The 19407-nt window shown below is 42.3% G+C and carries 20 protein-coding genes; 18 read left to right on the top strand and 2 right to left on the bottom strand.

Going from position 1 to position 19407, the window contains the following annotated elements:
• Positions 1–1002, bottom strand: a complete 1002-nt coding sequence (gene pseB, locus NH454_RS01550; RefSeq protein WP_253038082.1) for a UDP-N-acetylglucosamine 4,6-dehydratase (inverting) — start codon at positions 1000–1002, stop codon at positions 1–3.
• A 193-nt stretch (positions 1003–1195) separates the two neighbouring features.
• Here pseB and NH454_RS01545 point away from each other — a divergent pair, with 193 nt between their 5' ends.
• Together NH454_RS01545 and NH454_RS01540 are read left to right on the top strand one after the other, a co-directional pair.
• On the top strand, positions 1196–1981 hold the full coding sequence (locus NH454_RS01545) for a flagellin (protein WP_138557424.1): 786 nt from the start codon (positions 1196–1198) through the stop codon (positions 1979–1981).
• A gap of 141 nt (positions 1982–2122) precedes the next feature.
• Positions 2123–3562, top strand: a complete 1440-nt coding sequence (locus tag NH454_RS01540) for a sigma-54 dependent transcriptional regulator (protein ID WP_138557426.1) — start codon at positions 2123–2125, stop codon at positions 3560–3562.
• Between the two features lie 53 nt (positions 3563–3615).
• On the opposite strand, the gene NH454_RS01535 is transcribed toward NH454_RS01540, so the two are convergent.
• Positions 3616–4203, bottom strand: a complete 588-nt coding sequence (locus NH454_RS01535) for a DNA-3-methyladenine glycosylase I (RefSeq protein ID WP_135923855.1) — start codon at positions 4201–4203, stop codon at positions 3616–3618.
• Between the two features lie 128 nt (positions 4204–4331).
• Here NH454_RS01535 and NH454_RS01530 point away from each other — a divergent pair, with 128 nt between their 5' ends.
• The 16 genes from NH454_RS01530 (at position 4332) to fliR (ending at position 19398) form a co-directional block, all read left to right on the top strand.
• Positions 4332–5444 (top strand): ATP-binding protein, encoded by a 1113-nt coding sequence (locus NH454_RS01530; protein ID WP_135923856.1) that lies wholly within the window; start codon positions 4332–4334, stop codon positions 5442–5444.
• A complete protein-coding gene (locus tag NH454_RS01525) occupies positions 5441–6844 on the top strand; it encodes a sigma-54 dependent transcriptional regulator (protein WP_135923857.1) in 1404 nt (467 codons plus the stop codon). Before NH454_RS01530 ends, NH454_RS01525 begins: the two co-directional genes overlap by 4 nt.
• A gap of 169 nt (positions 6845–7013) precedes the next feature.
• Positions 7014–7346 (top strand): flagellar hook-basal body complex protein FliE, encoded by a 333-nt coding sequence (gene fliE / locus NH454_RS01520; RefSeq protein ID WP_135923858.1) that lies wholly within the window; start codon positions 7014–7016, stop codon positions 7344–7346.
• 20 nt (positions 7347–7366) lie between these two features.
• Entirely contained in the window at positions 7367–9082 is a 1716-nt protein-coding gene (gene fliF, locus NH454_RS01515) for a flagellar basal-body MS-ring/collar protein FliF (protein ID WP_235382074.1), read from the top strand.
• Positions 9075–10115, top strand: coding sequence for a flagellar motor switch protein FliG (gene fliG, locus NH454_RS01510; protein ID WP_036970138.1), 1041 nt, complete (start codon positions 9075–9077; stop codon positions 10113–10115). The genes fliF and fliG overlap by 8 nt, the downstream gene beginning before the upstream one ends.
• Before the next feature lie 3 nt (positions 10116–10118).
• Positions 10119–10937: a flagellar assembly protein FliH gene (gene fliH / locus NH454_RS01505; protein WP_135923860.1), complete on the top strand. Its 819-nt coding sequence runs from the start codon at positions 10119–10121 to the stop codon at positions 10935–10937.
• Between the two features lie 17 nt (positions 10938–10954).
• Positions 10955–12289 carry a flagellar protein export ATPase FliI gene (fliI, locus tag NH454_RS01500; RefSeq protein WP_235382073.1) on the top strand — a complete coding sequence of 445 codons (1335 nt, stop codon included), beginning with the start codon at positions 10955–10957 and terminating at the stop codon, positions 12287–12289.
• Positions 12289–12744 (top strand): flagellar export protein FliJ, encoded by a 456-nt coding sequence (gene fliJ / locus NH454_RS01495; protein ID WP_063706592.1) that lies wholly within the window; start codon positions 12289–12291, stop codon positions 12742–12744. The genes fliI and fliJ overlap by 1 nt, the downstream gene beginning before the upstream one ends.
• A gap of 100 nt (positions 12745–12844) precedes the next feature.
• The gene (locus NH454_RS01490; RefSeq protein ID WP_253038081.1) at positions 12845–15061 is read left to right on the top strand and encodes a flagellar hook-length control protein FliK; all 2217 of its coding nucleotides are present in this window, start codon (positions 12845–12847) and stop codon (positions 15059–15061) included.
• A 75-nt stretch (positions 15062–15136) separates the two neighbouring features.
• On the top strand, positions 15137–15658 hold the full coding sequence (gene fliL, locus NH454_RS01485; protein ID WP_135923863.1) for a flagellar basal body-associated protein FliL: 522 nt from the start codon (positions 15137–15139) through the stop codon (positions 15656–15658).
• 9 nt (positions 15659–15667) lie between these two features.
• Entirely contained in the window at positions 15668–16759 is a 1092-nt protein-coding gene (gene fliM, locus NH454_RS01480; RefSeq protein WP_135923864.1) for a flagellar motor switch protein FliM, read from the top strand.
• A gap of 22 nt (positions 16760–16781) precedes the next feature.
• A complete protein-coding gene (gene fliN / locus NH454_RS01475; RefSeq protein WP_135923865.1) occupies positions 16782–17183 on the top strand; it encodes a flagellar motor switch protein FliN in 402 nt (133 codons plus the stop codon).
• A complete protein-coding gene (gene fliO, locus NH454_RS01470) occupies positions 17180–17563 on the top strand; it encodes a flagellar biosynthetic protein FliO (RefSeq protein WP_135923866.1) in 384 nt (127 codons plus the stop codon). The genes fliN and fliO overlap by 4 nt, the downstream gene beginning before the upstream one ends.
• 4 nt (positions 17564–17567) lie before the next feature.
• Entirely contained in the window at positions 17568–18308 is a 741-nt protein-coding gene (gene fliP / locus NH454_RS01465) for a flagellar type III secretion system pore protein FliP (protein WP_135923867.1), read from the top strand.
• A 40-nt stretch (positions 18309–18348) separates the two neighbouring features.
• Complete coding sequence (gene fliQ, locus NH454_RS01460; protein ID WP_054553264.1) at positions 18349–18618, top strand: flagellar biosynthesis protein FliQ; 270 nt, start codon at positions 18349–18351, stop codon at positions 18616–18618.
• The gene (gene fliR / locus NH454_RS01455) at positions 18619–19398 is read left to right on the top strand and encodes a flagellar biosynthetic protein FliR (RefSeq protein ID WP_135923868.1); all 780 of its coding nucleotides are present in this window, start codon (positions 18619–18621) and stop codon (positions 19396–19398) included.
• Positions 19399–19407 lie beyond the last annotated feature (9 nt).

Below are 19407 nucleotides of genomic sequence, written 5' to 3'. Positions count from 1 at the left end.
TTACAGTAAAGCTTGAACATTGAAGTTTTTAATCTCTTCAATGCTCATATAATCAGGGTTATCAAGTGAGTTATACTCAAATCCTTGCGCTACTTTTTTACCCTTCTCACCAATAGCATTAACTGTAAAATCGTTACTACGGCTACTAAATTTAATGCCCGGTGCGATAACAAAATGATCATTGTATTCGTACGTTTCAAAGCATAAGTCGGCCGGGCACATGACTTCATGTAACTTTTCACCTGGGCGAATGCCTATAACCTTAATTGGTAAGTCAGGTGCCATGGCTTTGGCAAGATCAGTAATACGAATTGAAGGGATCTTCGGCACGAAAATCTCACCACCCAGCATACGCTCAAAATTAGTTAGAACAAAATCAACACCTTGTTGTAGGCTAATCCAAAAGCGGGTCATTTCTTCATGAGTAATCGGAATATGGTCACGGCCTTGGTCGATAAACTTTTGGAAAATAGGCACTACAGAGCCACGCGAGCACACTACGTTACCATATCTAACTACAGAAAATGTTGTACGATTACCGCCAGCAATATTATTAGCAGCAACAAATAGTTTGTCTGATGCAAGCTTCGTTGCGCCATATAAGTTGATTGGGTTCGCTGCTTTATCAGTCGACAGTGCAATGACTTTTTCTACGTTATTATCAAGGGCAGCATCAATGACGTTTTCAGCACCATTAATATTGGTTTTGATACATTCCATTGGGTTGTATTCAGCGGCAGGTACTTGTTTTAATGCTGCTGCGTGAATCACATAGTTCACGCCGCGCATAGCACGGCGAAGCCTGTCTTTGTCACGTACATCACCAATGAAATAGCGCATACAAGGTTGGTCAAACTCTTGTTGCATTTCAAACTGCTTTAGTTCGTCCCGTGAAAAAATAATGATCTTTTTAGGTTTATAGCGTTCGAGCAGTGTTTTGACGTATTTTTTACCGAATGAACCGGTACCACCGGTGATTAAAATCGTTTTGTTGTCGAACATAGCGTTACCTAAGTTATTTATCATTGGCGTTTGATACGCAAAAAGAGAATTTTGACTCAATTCTCAGTAATTTAACTATTAACTAATACACTAGCAAGTCAGATGCCAAGTTAATTTATCTAAACCATGGTACAAAGTACAAATTTTGGCAAATTAAGCTATAATTTAAGCAATCGGTTTGTCGGAGGCCGCCATGAAAATTCAATCACCCAATACCGGGTTTTTAAATCAGACTCAGCAAACAGGTAATAAGCTTGCTGAGCAATTAGCGTCAGGTAAAAAAGTAAACTCAGCAGCAGATGATGCCGCTGCACTGCAAATTATTGATAGGTTAACATCGCAGCAAGATGGTTATAGCCAAGCTATCAACAATGCCTACGATGGTATTTCTTATTCACAAGTTACTGAATCAAACCTATCAGGTGTAAATGATGCAGTATCACGCATTAGAGAGCTGTCTATCCAAGCGGGTAACGGTGCGCTCACAGATACTGACAGAGCAGCACTTCAAGAAGAAGTGTCACAATTGCAAACGCAAATTTCAGAAACATTTGAAAATGCGACATTTGCTGGCAAACCTTTATTTGATGGTGAGCAAGTGTCGTTTCAGGTTGGTCCTGATGCCAACACGACGCAATCAGTAACGCCATCTGATGGCAGTATTGCTTCTGTGATTGCGGGTATTGATATATCTACCCAAGCAGGTGCGCAAGCGGCCATTGATATCAGCGATCAAGCTGCTGAAGAGATTAATAATCAGCGTGCTGAACTTGGCGCTTTCCAAAACACTTTAGAAAGTACGATAAAAGGGTTGGGAAACCAACGGGAGAACATTGCTGCGAGTCGAAGCCGCATTGAAGATACTGATTACGCAAAAGCAGTGTCTGATCAAGTAGCTAACGATATTTTGTCGCAAGCTTCAATCGCTTTACGTGGTCAAGCGAATCGTTCAGCAGAATCTATCCTAGGTTTACTTTAATACTTTAGTCTTATTTTTGGGCGTTAAGTGACTATTTTTTGGCGTTGATGTCAATAAATTGCCGCTTAGCGCTTGCATCCCTCCTAAACTCGCTTACAATTTAACATTAACAAACCCCGTGGTAACTGTGGTTCGCCAATAATGATCTTAATTTTAGACAATAATAATAATCGTGCGATAGGTTTACATGCTTCACTCACCTTCATTGGTGAAACAGCACAATTAGTTGATGAAACAAATCTTCAAGCATTTTGTGAAAAACACCAGCAACAAGAATGTATGGTCATTTTGGGGGCTCTACAGCAGCTTAATCATGAAGCTGTGATCAAACAGTTTCCAGCTATTCCATTTTTGTTAATAGGTGAAACCCTCAAACCCCTTCTTAGTATTGCTAATGTTGTAGGCTTGATATGTGAGCCTTTCAATCATGACGTAACCACTCAGTTATTGCATGACTGTCAGCAATATCAGCGTATGCTGCCTGGTGCTCATAAACAGTCTAAGTCGCAAAAATCGTTTGATGGACTTGTTGGTGAAACTGATGCTGTAAAAGATGTTCGTTTTTTAATTGAGCAGGTGGCTAAAACCGATGCCAATGTACTTATTTTAGGTGAGTCTGGCACAGGTAAAGAGGTGGTAGCACGAAACGTTCACCTACTATCTAAACGAAATAGCGGGCCATTTGTGCCAGTAAACTGCGGTGCTATTCCTGGTGAGTTACTTGAAAGTGAGTTATTTGGTCACGAAAAAGGGGCGTTTACTGGGGCAATTTCAGCGCGAAAAGGGCGTTTTGAATTAGCACAAGGCGGTACACTGTTTTTAGATGAAATTGGTGACATGCCACTGCAAATGCAGGTTAAGCTTTTACGAGTATTACAAGAGCGCAGTTATGAACGAGTAGGTGGGACAAAGCCTATTCAAGCTGATGTACGAATTATTGCTGCTACCCATCGTAATCTTGAAGAGATGATTGAAAAGGGCGACTTCCGCGAAGACCTTTTTTATCGCTTAAACGTGTTTCCAATTGAAAACCCTTCGCTAAGTGAGCGTGCTGACGACATTCCTCTACTTTTAAAAGAGTTAATGCGCCGTGTGAATGAGCAAAGTGGCACAACAGCAAAATTCACCGAACGGGCAATTCAAAGCTTAAAAGAGCATGCATGGCCGGGAAATATCCGTGAGCTAGCCAACTTAGTGGAGCGCATGGTCATTATGTTCCCTGATAAAGTGGTTGATGTGCCAGACCTACCAGCTAAATATCGTTACATTGAGGTCGAAGCCTATGAGCCTGAGTACCCTGAAGAGCTGATGGAACGAGATGCTTTCAACGATATTTTTAGCACAGGCTTTAGTGATTACGAAGACGAAGAGCTTGATACGCCAGCAACAACAGTTGATTCTGGTTTATTACCCGATGAAGGCATTGAGCTGAAAGAGTACCTTGCTGAGCTTGAAATCAGCTTAATTAGCCAAGCATTAGAGCGCTATGATTATGTCGTAGCGCGTGCGGCAGAAATCTTAGGTGTTCGCCGTACAACTCTCGTTGAGAAGATGAAAAAGTATAACCTATCGCGAGATTAACTCGCGGTAGGTTTAACGCTCTCTACATAAAGCATGTTTCTGCAGATTTGCGGCTAATATTCACTCACTATTTCGGCTTTTCTAAAACAATCATTACTGTGATCATTCACCATACCGCAGGCCTGCATATGCGCATACACAGTCGTTGGGCCTAAAAACTTAAAACCACGCTTTTTTAAATCTTTGGCAAATGCTGTGGAGGCTTCAGTAATAGCCGGGTAATCCTCTAGTTTATCTAGGTTGTTTACCAAAGGCTTACCACCTACAAACTGCCATTGGTAGTTTGAGAAACTACCAAACTCTTTTTGAATTTCAATAAAACGCTGCGCGTTATTGATAGTCGCGGCGATCTTGGCTCGATTACGAATAATGCCATCAAACTGCATTAACCGCTCGACGTCGTCCTCAGTCATTTTGGCAACCTCTTCAACAACAAAGTTTTTAAAGGCGCTGCGATAGCCATCACGCTTTTTAAGTATGGTATACCAACTAAGCCCGGCTTGTGCTGACTCTAAGGTTATAAACTCAAACAAACGGTGATCATCATATAATGGCACCCCCCATTCTTGGTCGTGGTAGGCCACATAATCTTCTTTGCTGGTGTCGAGCCACGGGCAGCGACAGTGGTGTTCTTTTTGCATTGTTCCCTCGCAAATGTCATTTTTTTGTCGGTGTTTATTTTGATTTTAATTTATTGAAATAAAACAAAAATAATTATGGTATGAATTGTGCATTTAGCTGTGTAGACACGATTTTTTGAGTATCGATTATGGCCTTGGCACATGTATTAAAACCACAATTTATCACAGCTAATCAATATAACCCATGCTTACAGCAAGAAGAGTATGTTGGCGAGTTGAGTGAGCTTCGCCAGCAAGCTAGTTGGCTAAGTCATTTAGTGCATACTATGCCTGCGGGCGTTGTGGTTTTAGATGGTCGAGGCATGATTGCAAAAGCAAATCAAATTGCTATTGATATGCTGGGTGAACCGCTTGAAGGTGAAAAATGGTTTAGCGTTATTCAGCGCTCATTTCGACCAAAGCAAGATGATGGTCATGAGGTATCACTCAAAGATGGGCGTTTAATAAAGCTTGATATTACTGCGCTTGCACCTGAGCCAGGGCAGTTAATTTTAATGACAGATTTAACAGAAACTAGGCGTTTACAAAAACGAGTAGCACATATGCAGCGCTTAAGTGCGCTTGGTAAAATGGTTGCTTCGCTTGCTCATCAGGTCAGAACGCCGTTGTCAGCCGCTATGCTTTATGCCGCAAACTTGGGTTCAAAGCGTTTACCAGAAAGCTCGCGTGGTAATTTTCATACTAAATTAATGTCACGTTTAAAAGATTTAGAAACCCAAGTAAATGACATGCTGTTATTTGCAAAAAGTGGCGAACAGCAAGTTGTTGAAAGTGTCTCGATGCAACAGTTACTCAATGAAGTAAAAGCGGGGGCGGATGCAATGGTTGCACAAAACCAAAGTACCTTAGCCGTTAACTTGCCAGAACCAGACATTGAGATTGTGGGTAATAAAACCGCACTTGCCAGTGCGATTCAAAACTTAATTCATAACAGTATTCAAATAATTGGCAAACATGCAGAAGTATCGCTTAGTGCTGAGCGCGACACCGCAAATGATAATAGTGTTCGCATCAGTGTAAGTGACAACGGTCCTGGCGTAGATATGAGTCAGGCCGAGAAATTATTTGAACCTTTCTTTACTACAAAAAGCCAAGGCACAGGGCTTGGACTTGCTGTTGTGAGTTCAGTCGCTAATGCGCACCAAGGACGGGTTGAAGTGACTAATAATGCCCATGGGGGGGCATGTTTTAGCTTGATCCTGCCAATAAGTGCAGAATTTACGTCAGCGGAGGCAAAATGAATACGAACGCAATTTTAGTCGTTGAAGACGACGCAGGCTTACGAGAAGCTTTGATTGATACACTCGAAATGTCAGGAATTGATTGCATCGCAGCAGATAGTGCTGAGCAAGCAATGGTGCTTTTAAAACAAGGCACGTATTCATTAGTGGTCAGCGATGTACAAATGGGCGCGATGAGTGGCCTTGATTTACTTCGCAGTATTAAGCTCAACTACCCTGAACTACCTGTACTTATGATGACAGCTTATGCCACCATTGATGATGCAGTTGAAGCGATGCGTTTAGGTGCGATTGATTACATGGCAAAACCATTTGCCCCAGAAGTATTGCTTAATATGGTCAGTCGTTATTTACCTGAAAAGGAAAAAGAAACAGACGGGCCAATTGTTGCAGATCCATCGAGTATTAAGTTACTCGAACTTGCGAGCAAAGTAGCGCGTTCAGATGCCAGTGTTATGGTTCTTGGCCCAAGTGGTTCAGGTAAAGAAGTGTTAGCCCGCTATATTCATGATAAATCGAATCGTGCAGATGCTCCCTTTGTTGCCATTAACTGTGCCGCTATTCCTGAAAATATGCTTGAAGCAACCTTATTTGGTTACGAAAAAGGCGCGTTTACCGGTGCCATTCAGGCCTGCCCTGGTAAATTTGAACAAGCACAAGGCGGTACCATCTTACTTGATGAGATCACCGAGATGGATTTAGGTCTGCAAGCAAAATTACTGCGTGTACTACAAGAGCGTGAAGTAGAGCGCTTAGGCGGCCGTAAAACGATTGAGCTTGATGTTCGTGTCTTAGCTACGAGTAACCGTGATTTAAAAGAAGCGGTGAGTGAAAATCTATTTAGAGAAGATTTATATTATCGCTTAAATGTGTTCCCGCTGATGTGGAAACCATTAGCAGAACGCCCGGGCGACATTGTTGTATTGGCAGAGCATTTAATTGAGCGCCATTGCCTGAAAAGTAAAGAACCCATTGCTATGTTGACCGAGTCAGCTAAGCAAAAGCTGCTAACACATGCTTGGCCGGGTAATGTGCGAGAGCTTGATAATGTTATTCAGCGTGCGCTGATATTATGTGATGGTAACAGCATTCATGAAGATGATGTCTTCATTGAAGAGTTACTAACGGTAGAGATAAAGTCAGTTGCTACGCCACCGCACAATGCACCGGTGTATCAAGAGCAACCCGTTGAAGTTAATTTAGATACAGTGCCACAGGTGAGTGAGCAAGGTAATTACAAAGACGAGCTTAAAGACAAAGAGCATCGTATTATTTTAGAAACCCTCGCACGCTGTAATGGTAAGCGAAAAGAGGTGGCTGAGACCTTAGGTATTAGCCCTCGCACCTTGCGATATAAGCTAGCGCAGATGCGCGATCTTGGGATTGCACTGCCAGCCTAATCCCCCTGCCAAAACAGTGTCAAACAAGCTCACAGCATGTGGGCTTGTTTGCTGTCAAAACTCTGACAAGCAAAATGAATTGTATAAGCCATTGAAAATGTTGGTTTTATTTTGTGGCACGGTTTGTGCTTTATCAGTTTATAAGTAAACTGTATTGTCAGAGAGTATTATGAAAGTTCAAAACAGCGCATTATTTCAAGAAATGCAATCTATGGCCCTTGAAGCTAGCCGTAGTAACTCAATTACAAATTTACCAACTCAGACACAGCCTACATCAACGGCACAATTTGGTGATCTACTTACCAATGCATTAGATACAGTGAATGGCTTGCAACAAGAAGCCAAGCAAAAAGTGACCGCTCTTGAAATGGGTGATCGTAGTGTATCGCTTGCAGATGTGATGATTGCTTCACAAAAATCATCAGTTGCATTCGAAGCAACGGTACAGGTTCGTAATAAACTTGTTGAAGCATATAAAGAAATCATGAACATGCCTGTGTAACTAGGTAGTGGAGAATTATCGTGGCGCAATCTAATCAATCAACTGATCTAGCCCTAGCCGGCGGCGGTATCGATTCAAACGATACCGATGATCAACAAGAGCAAAAGTCAGGCTACTTAAGTGCCTTAAACGGTGTAGATGTTTTACGCCAGGTAACTTTAGTGATTGCTTTGGCAATTTGTTTGGCTATCGCAATTTTTATTATCATTTGGGCACGTCAGCCAGATATGCGTCCGCTTGGTAAAATGCCAACGGAAGAGCTTATTCAAACGCTAGACTTTTTAGACGCGCAAAAGATTGATTACGAACTCGATGGTAATGTCATCTCTGTTGAAGAAGGTGAGTACCAAAACATTAAGTTATTGATGGCTCGTGAAGGCCTTGAGCAAGCGCCAAGCTCAGGTACTGACATCATCATGCAAGATATGGGATTTGGTGTAAGCCAACGCCTAGAACGTGAACGTTTAAAACATGGTCGTGAGCAACAACTTGCTCGCACTATCGAAGAGCTAAAAAATGTTACTCGCGCCAAAGTACTTTTAGCTATTCCAAAAGAAAACGTATTTGCTCGTCGCGAAAAACAACCTTCAGCTACAGTGGTTTTAACACTTAAACGCGGCCGTACGCTTGATGGTGAAGAAGTTGACTCAGTTGTTGATATTGTTGCCTCAGCGGTACAAGGTTTATCGCCAGAGCGTGTTACTGTTACCGATCAAAATGGTCGCTTACTAAACTCAGGCTCACAAAACTCACTCGCTGCACGTTCTCGTAAAGAGTATGAAATAGAGCGCAAGCGTGAAGAAGAGTACTTAAATAAAATCGACAGTATTCTCATTCCAGTGGTTGGTTTAGGTAACTACACTGCACAAGTTGATTTAAATATGGACTTTAGTGCAGTAGAAGAAACTCAAAAACGCTATAACCCAGACTTACCCGCTGTGCGCAGCGAAACGACTTTCGAAGAAAATAACATCGGCGGTCTTGCTGTAGGTATTCCTGGTGCGCTTACAAATCAGCCACCTGCAAACTCAAATATTCCTGAAATTGCTGGTCAAGGCAGTGCAGGCTCAGCGACTAACCCTAGCCGTTCTCACAAAGAAGCAACACGCAACTACGAGTTAGATACCACGATTTCTCATAAGCGTCAGCAAACAGGTGTTATTCGTCGTATTAGCGTATCAGTCGCTGTTGATTACGTACCAGAAGTTGGTGAAAACGGTGAAACGACTATGGTGCCTCGTTCTGTCGAAGCATTGTCAAATATTCGTCGTTTACTACAAGGTGGTGTAGGCTTTGATATGCAACGTGGTGATGCACTTGAAGTGGTCACAGTTCCGTTTGTTCGTGAAAACACAGAAATGGCGATTGAAGTGCCGCTGTGGGAACAAGACTGGTTCATGAAAATGCTTCGCTTAGCGTTAGGTGCCTTGGTTATTATCGTACTTATCTTGGCTGTTGTTAAACCAATGCTGAAACGCTTAATCTACCCAGACGATACACTTGAAGAGTATGATGAAGATGCGTTAAGTGCGGGTGTAGATATTGGTGATAGCACGCTAGATATGCTAAATAAAGACTTTGACTCTGCTGCTGTAGGATTCTCAAGTGATGGTACACTACAGCTGCCAGATTTACATGGCGATGAAGATTTACTCAAAGCAGTTCGTGCATTGGTTGCTAATGAACCAGAACTGTCTTCTCAAGTGGTGAAAGCGTGGTTAACTGAAGATGACTGATCAAGAACAAAAACAACTACCACCGGCGTTTGATGTTGATAAATTAGACGGTGTCGATAAAGCAGCTATTTTATTGCTGAGTTTATCGGAAGAAGATGCTGCGCAAATTCTAAAACATTTAGAGCCTAAGCAAGTACAAAAAGTAGGTATGGCGATGGCGGCGCTGGATGATTTATCACAAGCGAAAATTAGCGCTGTTCACAACTTGTTTATTGAGCAAATTCAAAGCTTCAGCACCATAGGTTTCCAATCTGAAGACTTTATCAAAAAAGCGCTTACAGCGGCACTTGGTGAAGATAAGGCTGCCAGCCTTATTGACCAAATTGTTATGGGTTCTGGCGCCAAAGGCCTTGATTCACTGAAGTGGATGGACTCAAAACAAGTAGCGAATATTATTCGTAATGAGCACCCGCAGATTCAAACTATTGTTTTATCGTATTTAGAGCCTGAGCAATCAGCTGAAATCTTGTCGCAATTTCCTGAAAAAGTGCGCTTAGATTTAACCATGCGTATTGCTAACCTTGAAGAAGTTCAACCAGCAGCACTCCAAGAGCTAAACGAAATCATGGAGAAACAGTTCGCAGGTCAAGCAGGTGCGCAAGCTGCGAAAATGGGCGGCTTGAAAGCAGCGGCAGATATCATGAACTACCTAGATACCAATATTGAAGGTCAGTTGATGGATTCGATCCGTGAGCATGACGAAGAAATGTCGCAGCAAATCCAAGATCTCATGTTTGTATTTGAAAACTTAATGGATGTTGAAGACCGAGGCATTCAAGCAATTCTTCGTGAAGTACAACAAGATGTACTTATGAAAGCAATTAAAGGAACAGATGAAGCACTGAAAGAGAAGATTTTAAGTAACATGTCGAAACGTGCTGCTGAGCTATTAGCTGATGACCTTGAGGCGATGGGACCTGTGCGTATCAGTGAAGTTGAAGCCGCACAAAAAGAAATCTTGTCGACAGCACGTCGTTTAGCTGACTCAGGCGAAATAATGCTTGGCGGCGGCGGTGGTGAGGAGTTCCTATAAACCATGTCTAAACCTTCTTTACATAAAGGTCGGCCAATTCACCCTAGTGAAGCAGTGGATGAACTTCTTGAAAACTGGCCAATTCCTGATGTTGCACAAGACACCAGAAAGTTGGCTGGACGTTCAACTGCCTATGGTACGCCTTTAGCTGACATGTACCGCAAGGAGCGTCAAAAACAAGCGGTAGAAGAACAGCCCGAAGAGCCGGAAATTCCTGCTCTGACCATGGCAGAGCTTGAAAAAATTCGCCAAGATGCTTACGAGGAAGGGCTTAAGCAAGGTCATGAGCAAGGTTATATTGATGGCTTTGAAAAAGGGGCTCATGAAGGCAAAGAAGCAGGCTTCAAAGAAGGCGTTGAACTAGGCAAAGAGCAAGGCCAAGAAGAAATAAAGCCAATTTTAGAAGAGCAGTTAACTACACTGAGAAGTTTGCTTGATAGCTTATCTCAACCATTAGCAAAAGTTGATGAAAGTGCAGAGAAGCAGTTGGTGCAGTTAGCGGTCATGCTAACTGAGGTATTAGTTTACCAAGAAATTAAAACTTCACCAGAAGTCATCTTGCATGCATTAAAGCAGGCCATTGACGCATTAGGCGAAGAACAAGCGAAAGTACGTATTCACTTACATCCTGATGACATAGCATTAATTACACAAAGTTATGGCGAACAAACTATTGCAGATAATCACTGGCAGTTAGTTGCAGAGCCGACCTTAGAACGTGGTGGTTGTGAAATTAAAACCCCGCAGTCGTCTTTGGATATGACAGTTAAAACTCGCGTCAAAGAAACGTTGGAAAACTTTTTGCATAGCAGTGGTATATAACATTTATTAGGCTCTTTATGAGTACTCACGCAATGACCCTTAGCGATCGTTTAAAACGCTACGAAAAACATATCAAATCCCCAAAACCAGCTGTTGCTGGTATTTTGACGCGTGTTGTTGGTTTAACACTCGAAGCGAAAGGGCTCAGAGCGCCGGTTGGTAGTCAATGTAAAATTGAGACGATAAATGGCTTTGTTGATGCAGAAGTGGTTGGCTTTAACGACCAAACTTTGTATTTAATGCCCAATGACCATATTTCTGGTGTGTTGCCTGGGGCACGAGTGATCCCACAGATGAATGAAACTGGTTTACCTGTGGGTATGAGTTTGCTTGGGCGTGTCGTTGATGGTCTTGGTCGTCCACTCGATGGTTTAGGGGCGATTAATGCTGAGCACCATCTTAAATTTGCTCAAAATTCCATAAACCCCCTTGCAAGACGTCCAATTAGCCAGCCTATGGATGTAGGTGTACGGGCTATCAACTCTGTTATTACCGTAGGTCAAGGCCAGCGTATGGGGCTATTTGCAGGCTCTGGTGTTGGTAAGTCAGTGCTACTTGGGATGATGACACGTGGCTCTGAGGCTGATGTGATTGTGGTCGGTTTGGTGGGTGAACGTGGCCGCGAGGTAAAAGAATTTATTGAAGAGATTTTAGGTGTTGAAGGTCGTAAACGTTCAGTTGTAGTAGCTGCTCCGGCCGATGCTTCACCATTAATGCGTTTAAAAGGTTGCGAAAGTGCAGTAACCATTGCTGAATATTTTCGTGATCAAGGTCTTAACGTATTGTTGTTACTGGACTCTGTTACCCGTTATGCCATGGCACAACGTGAAATCGCTTTAGCGGTTGGCGAGCCGCCTGCAACCAAAGGTTACCCGCCTTCAGTATTTGCTAAACTGCCTGCGCTGGTGGAGCGTGCTGGTAATGGTGGTGAAGGGCAAGGTGCGATTACGGCATTTTTCACCGTGCTCAGTGAGGGCGATGATATGCAAGACCCAATTGCAGACTCTGCCCGTGCTATTTTAGATGGTCACATTGTTTTATCTCGGGATTTAGCCGACAGTGGTCATTACCCGGCTATTGATATCGAAAAATCAATTTCACGTGTTATGCCACAGGTTGTTTCAGAAGCGCATATGCAGCAAGCGCGAGTGCTTAAGCAAGTGTATTCAATGTATCAACAGAACAAAGACATGATCACGTTAGGGGCCTATCAAAAAGGCACCGACCCTATGCTCGACCAAGCAATCAATATGATGCCGCGAGTCAATCAATTCCTTCAGCAAGGCATGAAAGACGTTATTAGTTATGATGATGGTCTGCAAGGTCTTGCGCAGTTATTAGGACAAGGCTAATGGCTAAAAGTAAACTTGATTTATTGTTAAAACTTGAGAGCGATAAAGAAGAATCGTTACGTATGGATTACTTAAAAGCGCAGCAGCACTTACAAAGTAATCAACAAAAACTGCAAGGGCTAAATAACTTTCGCATGGAGTATTCTCAGCAGTTACATTTGAAAGGGCGCTCAGGTTTGTCTAGCGCTGGGTTTAGCCAATACCATGCCTTTATTGCCAAAATAGAAGAAGCGATTCGCCAGCAAGCAAGCACTGTTAATACTGCAAAGCAAGTTGTTACGCAGCGCAAAGCCTTGTGGTTAAAACAGCAAGTGAAAGCAAAAGCGGTGGCAAAGTTAATTGAGAAACAAGCTGAAAAGCAAGCGATGCTAGTGGCAAAAGCGGAGCAAAAAATGTTGGACGAATTTGCTTCAAATCAGTTTTATCAACGTCAGCTTAAAAACGCACTTCTCTAAAATCCTAACCTTTTTAGGCATGTTAATTGCATTTACTTAATCAGAAGCATTAATTTTGGCACTTGCGGCGGCAAATTGCCTCTTTCTTTTTAGGTGAATTATGGCGATCAGTGATATCAATTTGCAGGTTAAAACTGAGCAAGGTACTGGTTTTTCTAGCAAAGAGACGGAGTCTTACGATACAGCTTCAGGGTTACGCTTTTTAACGTCATTAACAGAAGCAAGTGAAGCGGCAAATGCCCAAACAACCTCTCAATCTAAAAATGACAACGAGTATTCTCGTCTTGAAAAAAGTGAGCAAGAGTCTGAAGAGCTGACTGTCGATACAGACAATGACCACGAATCAGCCACAGCAGATGAAAGCGATAGCAAAAAGAATACGAATGAGACTGTAACAAAAGAGCAAGATGAGTCACAAACAGACTCAAGCCTAAATGAAGAAAACTCATTACTTTCGCAAATTAATGCAGCCCAAGCGATGAGTACACGGGTTAATAAACTTATTGAAGATAATGAGTTAGGCGATGATGTAACTGCTAAAAAGCCAGTCTCTGGTGATTCTGTTACTCCAATAATTCCATCACCAATGAACTCTATGTCTGATGCTGATAAGTCTGCTGGCAATTCTGATATCAACAATACTGCTGCGAGCGTATTACATAAATCAAAAGTTGCGACAGCTGTCGATAATCAGTTAAAAGCTGGTACTGAAATACCGCAGAAAGATGCAAAAACGTCTGATACTGATAGCCCATTAATCGATAAAAAACTGACTGTTTCTGCAGCTGATACGCCAAATACAGTGCCGCAACAGTCAGAATCAGCTAAAGAGACAAAAGCAAACCTCTCGGAAAAAAATAGCCTTAATAGTCTGTTAAAGGCTACGGGAGAGGCTGATGCTCAAAAACCAACATCAGCACAGCTCGCCGCTCAAAATAACCAAGCTAGTGTCGCAAGCTCAGTGGTTGCAGAAGTCACTAATGCCAAAACTGCTTCCTCTACTGAGCAAAACCTTGATTCACCTAAAGTTAACCAAGGGATAGAAAATTCTGTAACAGATAAATCAATTATCAGTTTGTTTGCTAAGGTGCAAAGCGGTGATGGTAAAGCTGTCAGTGAATTTGCAAAAGGTTTATCACTTACCCACGAGCAGCAACAACAGCTTGAACAACAAATTAATCAGTTAAAGACAGATCACAAGTTAGACTCAAAAGACGCTGAAACTATTAAAAACTTGCTTACAGAATTGATGAACAAAACTACACCGTTGCAAGTCACGCAAAATCAAGCCTCACAATTAACGGCTGATGAGTCGCAAATACAGCAAGATGTTAAGTTATCTGAGCAAAAAACAAGTGACTTTAAATTGCCTGTAGGTGTTGAAAAGCAACTGGCTGCATTGACAAAAGATGAGCAACAAGCGCTGTTGAACAAGGTTAATGCACAACTACAAACAGTCACAGCTGGTACTAGCCAATTTGAAAAACTAACAGCAGCTAAGGCTTGGCTTTCAGAGGCTGTTAACACTACCGAGAAAACAAATCTAACTACGCCGGTTACTTCAGCCAATGCAAGCGCGGTAGAGAATAGTAATACAACACCTACGCGAGCTGAAAAGTTAGCCCCTGCGGTAGGTAACGTAAATAATTCTGAAGAGTCATCAGCTGAGCAAGATATTAAGCTTAATGCTGAACGTTCGCAGGAGGTTAGTACCCCGCGAGTTACTCAGTTATTAAATCAGTTAACGTCGCCTGTGGCGACGTCGATTCAGCCAACAGCACATGATATTGCTCAGCATCATCATGAAAATGCAATAGATGCGCATATTATGCAGACGCAAACAACTCAGCAAGCACAGAGCAAGTCGGTGAGTGTAGATCCTGGGGTTATGCAAGCGATTAATATCATTAAAAGTGATGCCGCGAAAATGCTTCAGGAACGAGTCAGTGCTTTGTTAAATATTAATAATAAAGAAGCTGAAATCCGTCTTGATCCGCCTGAAATGGGCAGTATGCAAATACGTATCCGCAGTGACGCAGAGCAGGCACAAATAAACTTTGTAGTACAAAACCAGCAAGCTAAAGAAGCGCTTGAACAATCTATGCCGCGACTACGCGAAATGCTTGCTCAGCAGGGAATAGAGCTAGGTGAAAGTAGTATTCAGCAAGGTAGCCCTGAGCAGCAGCAGGATGGAGAGCCTGGTCAAGGCCAGTTAGCTGGTAATCAGCACAATGAAGAGCAGCAACAAGAGGTAACAGCACAAAGTGCAGAAACTTCTCGACAACAATCTTCATCATCAATAGATTACTATGCATAAGTCCTGCTATTATAAGAAATAAAATAGTTACAATGAGTATATTTCCTAACTGTTGTAACGCTTAAGGAAGTGACAATGGCCGAAGAAGCAAATTTAGAAATAGAAGATACAGGTAAAGGTAAAAAGAAGCTCATAATTATCATTGCTGCGGTCGTTGTGATAGTGGCTGCTGCAGCAGGCTACTTTTTATTTATGGGTGGTGAAGAACCAGTAGAAAGTCTTGCCGACGAAACAACGGCAGCAGAAGCCGCGGCACCTTCAAGTTCTGCTGAAATTGGCTCTGCTTTGTATGTTGCTATGCCTCGTCCTTTTGTTTTCAATGTACCGGGCGCTAGTCGTGACCGTATTGTGCAAATTAAAGTGCAGCTTTTAGTACGTGGCGAAGTAAATGAAGAAACGGCTAAAAAGCATATTCCACTCATTGAAAGTACCTTATTAAGCGTACTGTCAACAACGACAGCGGATGAGCTAGGTACCAGTGAAGGTAAAGAGTCTGTTCGTGTTGCAGCACTTGAAAAAGTGCAATCTGCTTTAAATGATGTGGAAGGCAGCAAAGTGATCGAGCGGGTACTGTTTACCGGCTTTGTGATGCAATAAGGGGTCAGCGTGAGCGATTTATTATCTCAAGACGAAATTGATGCGCTCTTACATGGTGTTGATGAAGTCGATGAGGAAGATATTCACGAAGGTGATGACTTAGACAGTAATACACTGCAATATGATTTTTCTTCACAAGATCGTATCGTACGTGGTCGAATGCCGACGCTGGAAATCGTGAATGAACGTTTTGCGCGTCACATGCGCATTAGCTTATTCAATATGATGCGCCGCACCGCTGAAGTCTCGATTAACGGCGTACAAATGATCAAATTCGGTGAATATATTCATACCTTATTTGTTCCTACAAGCTTGAATATGGTGCGTTTTCGTCCGTTAAAAGGCACAGGGCTTATCACCATGGAAGCACGCTTGGTGTTTATTTTGGTGGATAACTTCTTTGGGGGTGATGGTCGTTACCATGCTAAAATTGAAGGCCGCGAATTTACCCCAACAGAACGCCGTATCGTGCAAATGCTGCTTAAAATTATCTTCGAAGATTATAAAGAAGCATGGGCGCCGGTAATGGATGTGTCGTTTGAGTATTTAGACTCAGAAGTAAACCCAGCCATGGCCAATATCGTTAGCCCAACAGAAGTGGTTGTTATCAGTTCATTTCACATTGAACTTGATGGCGGTGGTGGTGATTTTCACATCGCCTTGCCTTACTCAATGCTTGAACCTATCCGTGAATTACTTGATGCCGGTGTGCAATCAGATACAGAAGATACTGATTTACGCTGGAGTAAAGCACTGCGCGACGAAATTATGGATGTTGAGGTTGACTTATCAACACAGCTTCTCGAAATAGATTTAACGCTACAGCAGATTATGGAGCTTAAAGCGGGTGATATTATTCCGGTTGAAATGCCAGAGCATATCACTGTGTTTGTTGAAGAGTTACCGACATTTAGAGCAAAAATGGGCCGCTCTAGAGATAATGTTGCTCTACAAATTAGCGAAAAAATTAAACGCCCTGAATCAGTTAAGTCTGAGCTTCATGTGTTCACAAAAGGTGGCAAAAAACTGGATTCAGATGCAGAATTAGCAGAACTAGAAGAAGATCTACACCTTTCTGATGGTGTCGATTTAGACTGGTAGTCGATTTATAAGGTTAAATATAATGAGTGATGATCAAGATACAATGGACGAATGGGCTGCGGCCTTAGCCGAAGCTGAGGAAGCCGAAAATGCCACAAGTGATGCTTCTGTGGCAGAGCTTGATGAATTAAAAGATGAAAGGCATGAGCTCTCAAGTGACGAAAAACGAAAGCTTGATACCATCTTAGACATTCCGGTGACTATTTCGATGGAGGTCGGTCGTTCAAAAATCAATATTCGTAACTTATTGCAATTAAACCAAGGTTCTGTGGTTGAACTTGATCGGGTTGCAGGTGAACCGCTTGATGTGTTGGTTAATGGTACGCTAATTGCGCATGGTGAAGTGGTCGTTGTAAACGACAAGTTTGGTATTCGCTTAACGGATGTGATTAGCCAAGTAGAGCGTATTAAAAAGTTACGATGAACGCACTTATCGCTTTATCGAGTGCGTCGAGCACTGTGTTTCCAACGGCATCACCGACGGCAGATCTTCTGTCTATGGTGATGTCTTTGCTTTTGGTGTTGGTTGTTATTATTGGATTAGCCTTTTTTGTAAAAAAGCTTAATCCGAATCTCGCTAACAGTGATGAGTTTAAAGTTGTCCGAAGTTTACCGTTAGGCTCACGTGAGCGATTAATGGTAATTGAAATAGATAACGCTCAACACTTAATTGGTGTGACACCTCACAGTATTAATTACTTACATAAGCTTGAAACACCCTTAAAAGAAAAAGAATTGCCAGAACTAGCAAAACGATTTGGCAAACTATTAAACCCACAATCACCTTCTAATAAAAAGAATTAACGCTATGATCAAGTGGCTCGTTATTTTAGCAAGTGTGTTGTTTTTACCTTCCGTCAATGCAGAAGGTGTCGAAGCGCTCACTATCACCACTAACCCTGATGGCTCGCAAGATTACTCGGTAACGCTGCAAGTGTTAGCGATTATGACTGCGCTGAGCTTCATTCCTGCCGCAGTCATCATGATGACCTCATTTACACGTATCATAGTTGTACTTGCTATTTTGCGTCAGGCTATTGGTTTACAACAAACTCCATCGAATCAGATATTGCTTGGTATGTCACTGTTCTTAAGTATTTTTATAATGGCTCCTATCTATCAGCAGGTAAACGAACGTGCAATTGAGCCTTATTTAAATGAACAGGTTACTTCTACACAAGCATTGGAGCTTGCAAAAGAGCCAATGAAAGCTTTTATGCTCTCGCAAGTTCGCATAAAAGATTTAGAAACCTTCGCAAAAATTGCCGGCTACGATAAATTAGATTCACCAGAAGATACCCCGCTAATTGTTTTAATTCCTGCGTTTGTTACCAGCGAATTGCAAACGGCCTTTATCATTGGTTTTATGTTCTTCATCCCGTTTTTGATAGTTGATTTAGTTGTCGCCTCGGTATTAATGGCCATGGGTATGATGATGCTCTCACCTATGATTGTGTCCTTACCCTTTAAGATTATGCTGTTTGTGCTAGTAGATGGTTGGAGCCTTGTGATGGGCACATTGGCGAAGAGCTTTGGGCTTGGGGTGTAGCCATGCAATTACAAGCACATAATTAGGTAGGAGAGACAAAATGGAACCAGAAATTTTTGTCGATATACTCAGTGACGCGCTGTTTTTAGTCATAAAGTTAGTGTCAGCAATCGTGGTGCCAGGCTTATTAGTTGGTCTTGTAGTGGCAGTTTTCCAAGCGGCAACATCAATCAATGAGCAAACCTTAAGCTTCTTACCGCGTTTGTTAATTACCATAAGTGCACTTATTATCGGGGGCCATTGGTTTACTCAAGAGCTTATGGATTACTTTACGCGTTTAGTGATGTCGATACCGGAGATTGCAGGCTAAATGGAGTTTCCATTTGCAGTCATAATTCAATGGCTCAGTGATTTTCTACTGCCGTTGGTCCGCATAAGCTCAATGATCATGATTATGGCTGGTCTTGGCGCGAAAAACGTTCCCACACGAATTAAACTAGGTTTAGCTATTGTAGTAACGTTTGTTGCTGTACCTATGTTGCCGCAGGCAAGCTTTAATAATCTTTTCTCATTTGAAATGATATTAGTCGTGATACAGCAAATGCTGATTGGTGTTGCGATTGGCTTTGCTTCAGTCTTACTGCTCAATACCTTTGTTCTTGCCGGACAAATACTAGCAATGCAAACCGGTCTTGGTTTTGCGTCGGTCGTTGACCCGTCAAACGGTATGAATGTTCCAGCAGTGGGCCAGTTTTATCTCATTTTGGCTACTTTGCTGTTCTTTGTGTTTAACGGTCATTTGATGATGATTCAAATGGTTATTCATAGCTTTGAGGTATTGCCAATCGATGGTAATTGGTGGGCAGTGGATCATTACTGGGATATCGTTACTTGGGGCGGTTGGATGTTTACCACAGCCTTAGTACTTGCCTTGGCACCACTAACAGCTATGCTGGTTATTAACATGTCGTTTGGTGTAATGACCCGTGCAGCACCGCAACTTAATATCTTTTCTATAGGTTTCCCGTTTACTCTTGTTGCTGGGCTTGTGATTATTTGGGCAACGCTTGGTAACTTTATGACTCAGTTTGAGTTTCAGTGGTTAAAAATGGTTGAGTTAATGTGCAGCCTTGTTGGTTGTACACCTTAGGAGCGAGCC

This window comes from Pseudoalteromonas sp. Ps84H-4 (genome assembly GCF_024124645.1).
GTDB lineage: Bacteria > Pseudomonadota > Gammaproteobacteria > Enterobacterales > Alteromonadaceae > Pseudoalteromonas > Pseudoalteromonas lipolytica_C.
Note: the sequence above shows the minus strand (reverse complement) of the source record. Positions and strands in the feature narration are given on the sequence as shown.

Coding starts and splice junctions, on each gene's coding strand:
- NH454_RS01530 (WP_135923856.1), top strand. CDS start 4,332: ATGGCCTTGGCACATGTATTAAAACCACAATTTATCACAGCTAATCAA.
- fliN (WP_135923865.1), top strand. CDS start 16,782: ATGAGTGATGATCAAGATACAATGGACGAATGGGCTGCGGCCTTAGCC.
- NH454_RS01545 (WP_138557424.1), top strand. CDS start 1,196: ATGAAAATTCAATCACCCAATACCGGGTTTTTAAATCAGACTCAGCAA.
- fliH (WP_135923860.1), top strand. CDS start 10,119: ATGTCTAAACCTTCTTTACATAAAGGTCGGCCAATTCACCCTAGTGAA.
- NH454_RS01525 (WP_135923857.1), top strand. CDS start 5,441: ATGAATACGAACGCAATTTTAGTCGTTGAAGACGACGCAGGCTTACGA.
- fliR (WP_135923868.1), top strand. CDS start 18,619: ATGGAGTTTCCATTTGCAGTCATAATTCAATGGCTCAGTGATTTTCTA.
- fliE (WP_135923858.1), top strand. CDS start 7,014: ATGAAAGTTCAAAACAGCGCATTATTTCAAGAAATGCAATCTATGGCC.
- fliJ (WP_063706592.1), top strand. CDS start 12,289: ATGGCTAAAAGTAAACTTGATTTATTGTTAAAACTTGAGAGCGATAAA.
- NH454_RS01490 (WP_253038081.1), top strand. CDS start 12,845: ATGGCGATCAGTGATATCAATTTGCAGGTTAAAACTGAGCAAGGTACT.
- NH454_RS01540 (WP_138557426.1), top strand. CDS start 2,123: ATGATCTTAATTTTAGACAATAATAATAATCGTGCGATAGGTTTACAT.
- fliP (WP_135923867.1), top strand. CDS start 17,568: ATGATCAAGTGGCTCGTTATTTTAGCAAGTGTGTTGTTTTTACCTTCC.
- fliO (WP_135923866.1), top strand. CDS start 17,180: ATGAACGCACTTATCGCTTTATCGAGTGCGTCGAGCACTGTGTTTCCA.
- fliI (WP_235382073.1), top strand. CDS start 10,955: ATGAGTACTCACGCAATGACCCTTAGCGATCGTTTAAAACGCTACGAA.
- fliG (WP_036970138.1), top strand. CDS start 9,075: ATGACTGATCAAGAACAAAAACAACTACCACCGGCGTTTGATGTTGAT.
- NH454_RS01535 (WP_135923855.1), bottom strand. CDS start 4,203: ATGCAAAAAGAACACCACTGTCGCTGCCCGTGGCTCGACACCAGCAAA.
- fliQ (WP_054553264.1), top strand. CDS start 18,349: ATGGAACCAGAAATTTTTGTCGATATACTCAGTGACGCGCTGTTTTTA.
- pseB (WP_253038082.1), bottom strand. CDS start 1,002: ATGTTCGACAACAAAACGATTTTAATCACCGGTGGTACCGGTTCATTC.
- fliL (WP_135923863.1), top strand. CDS start 15,137: ATGGCCGAAGAAGCAAATTTAGAAATAGAAGATACAGGTAAAGGTAAA.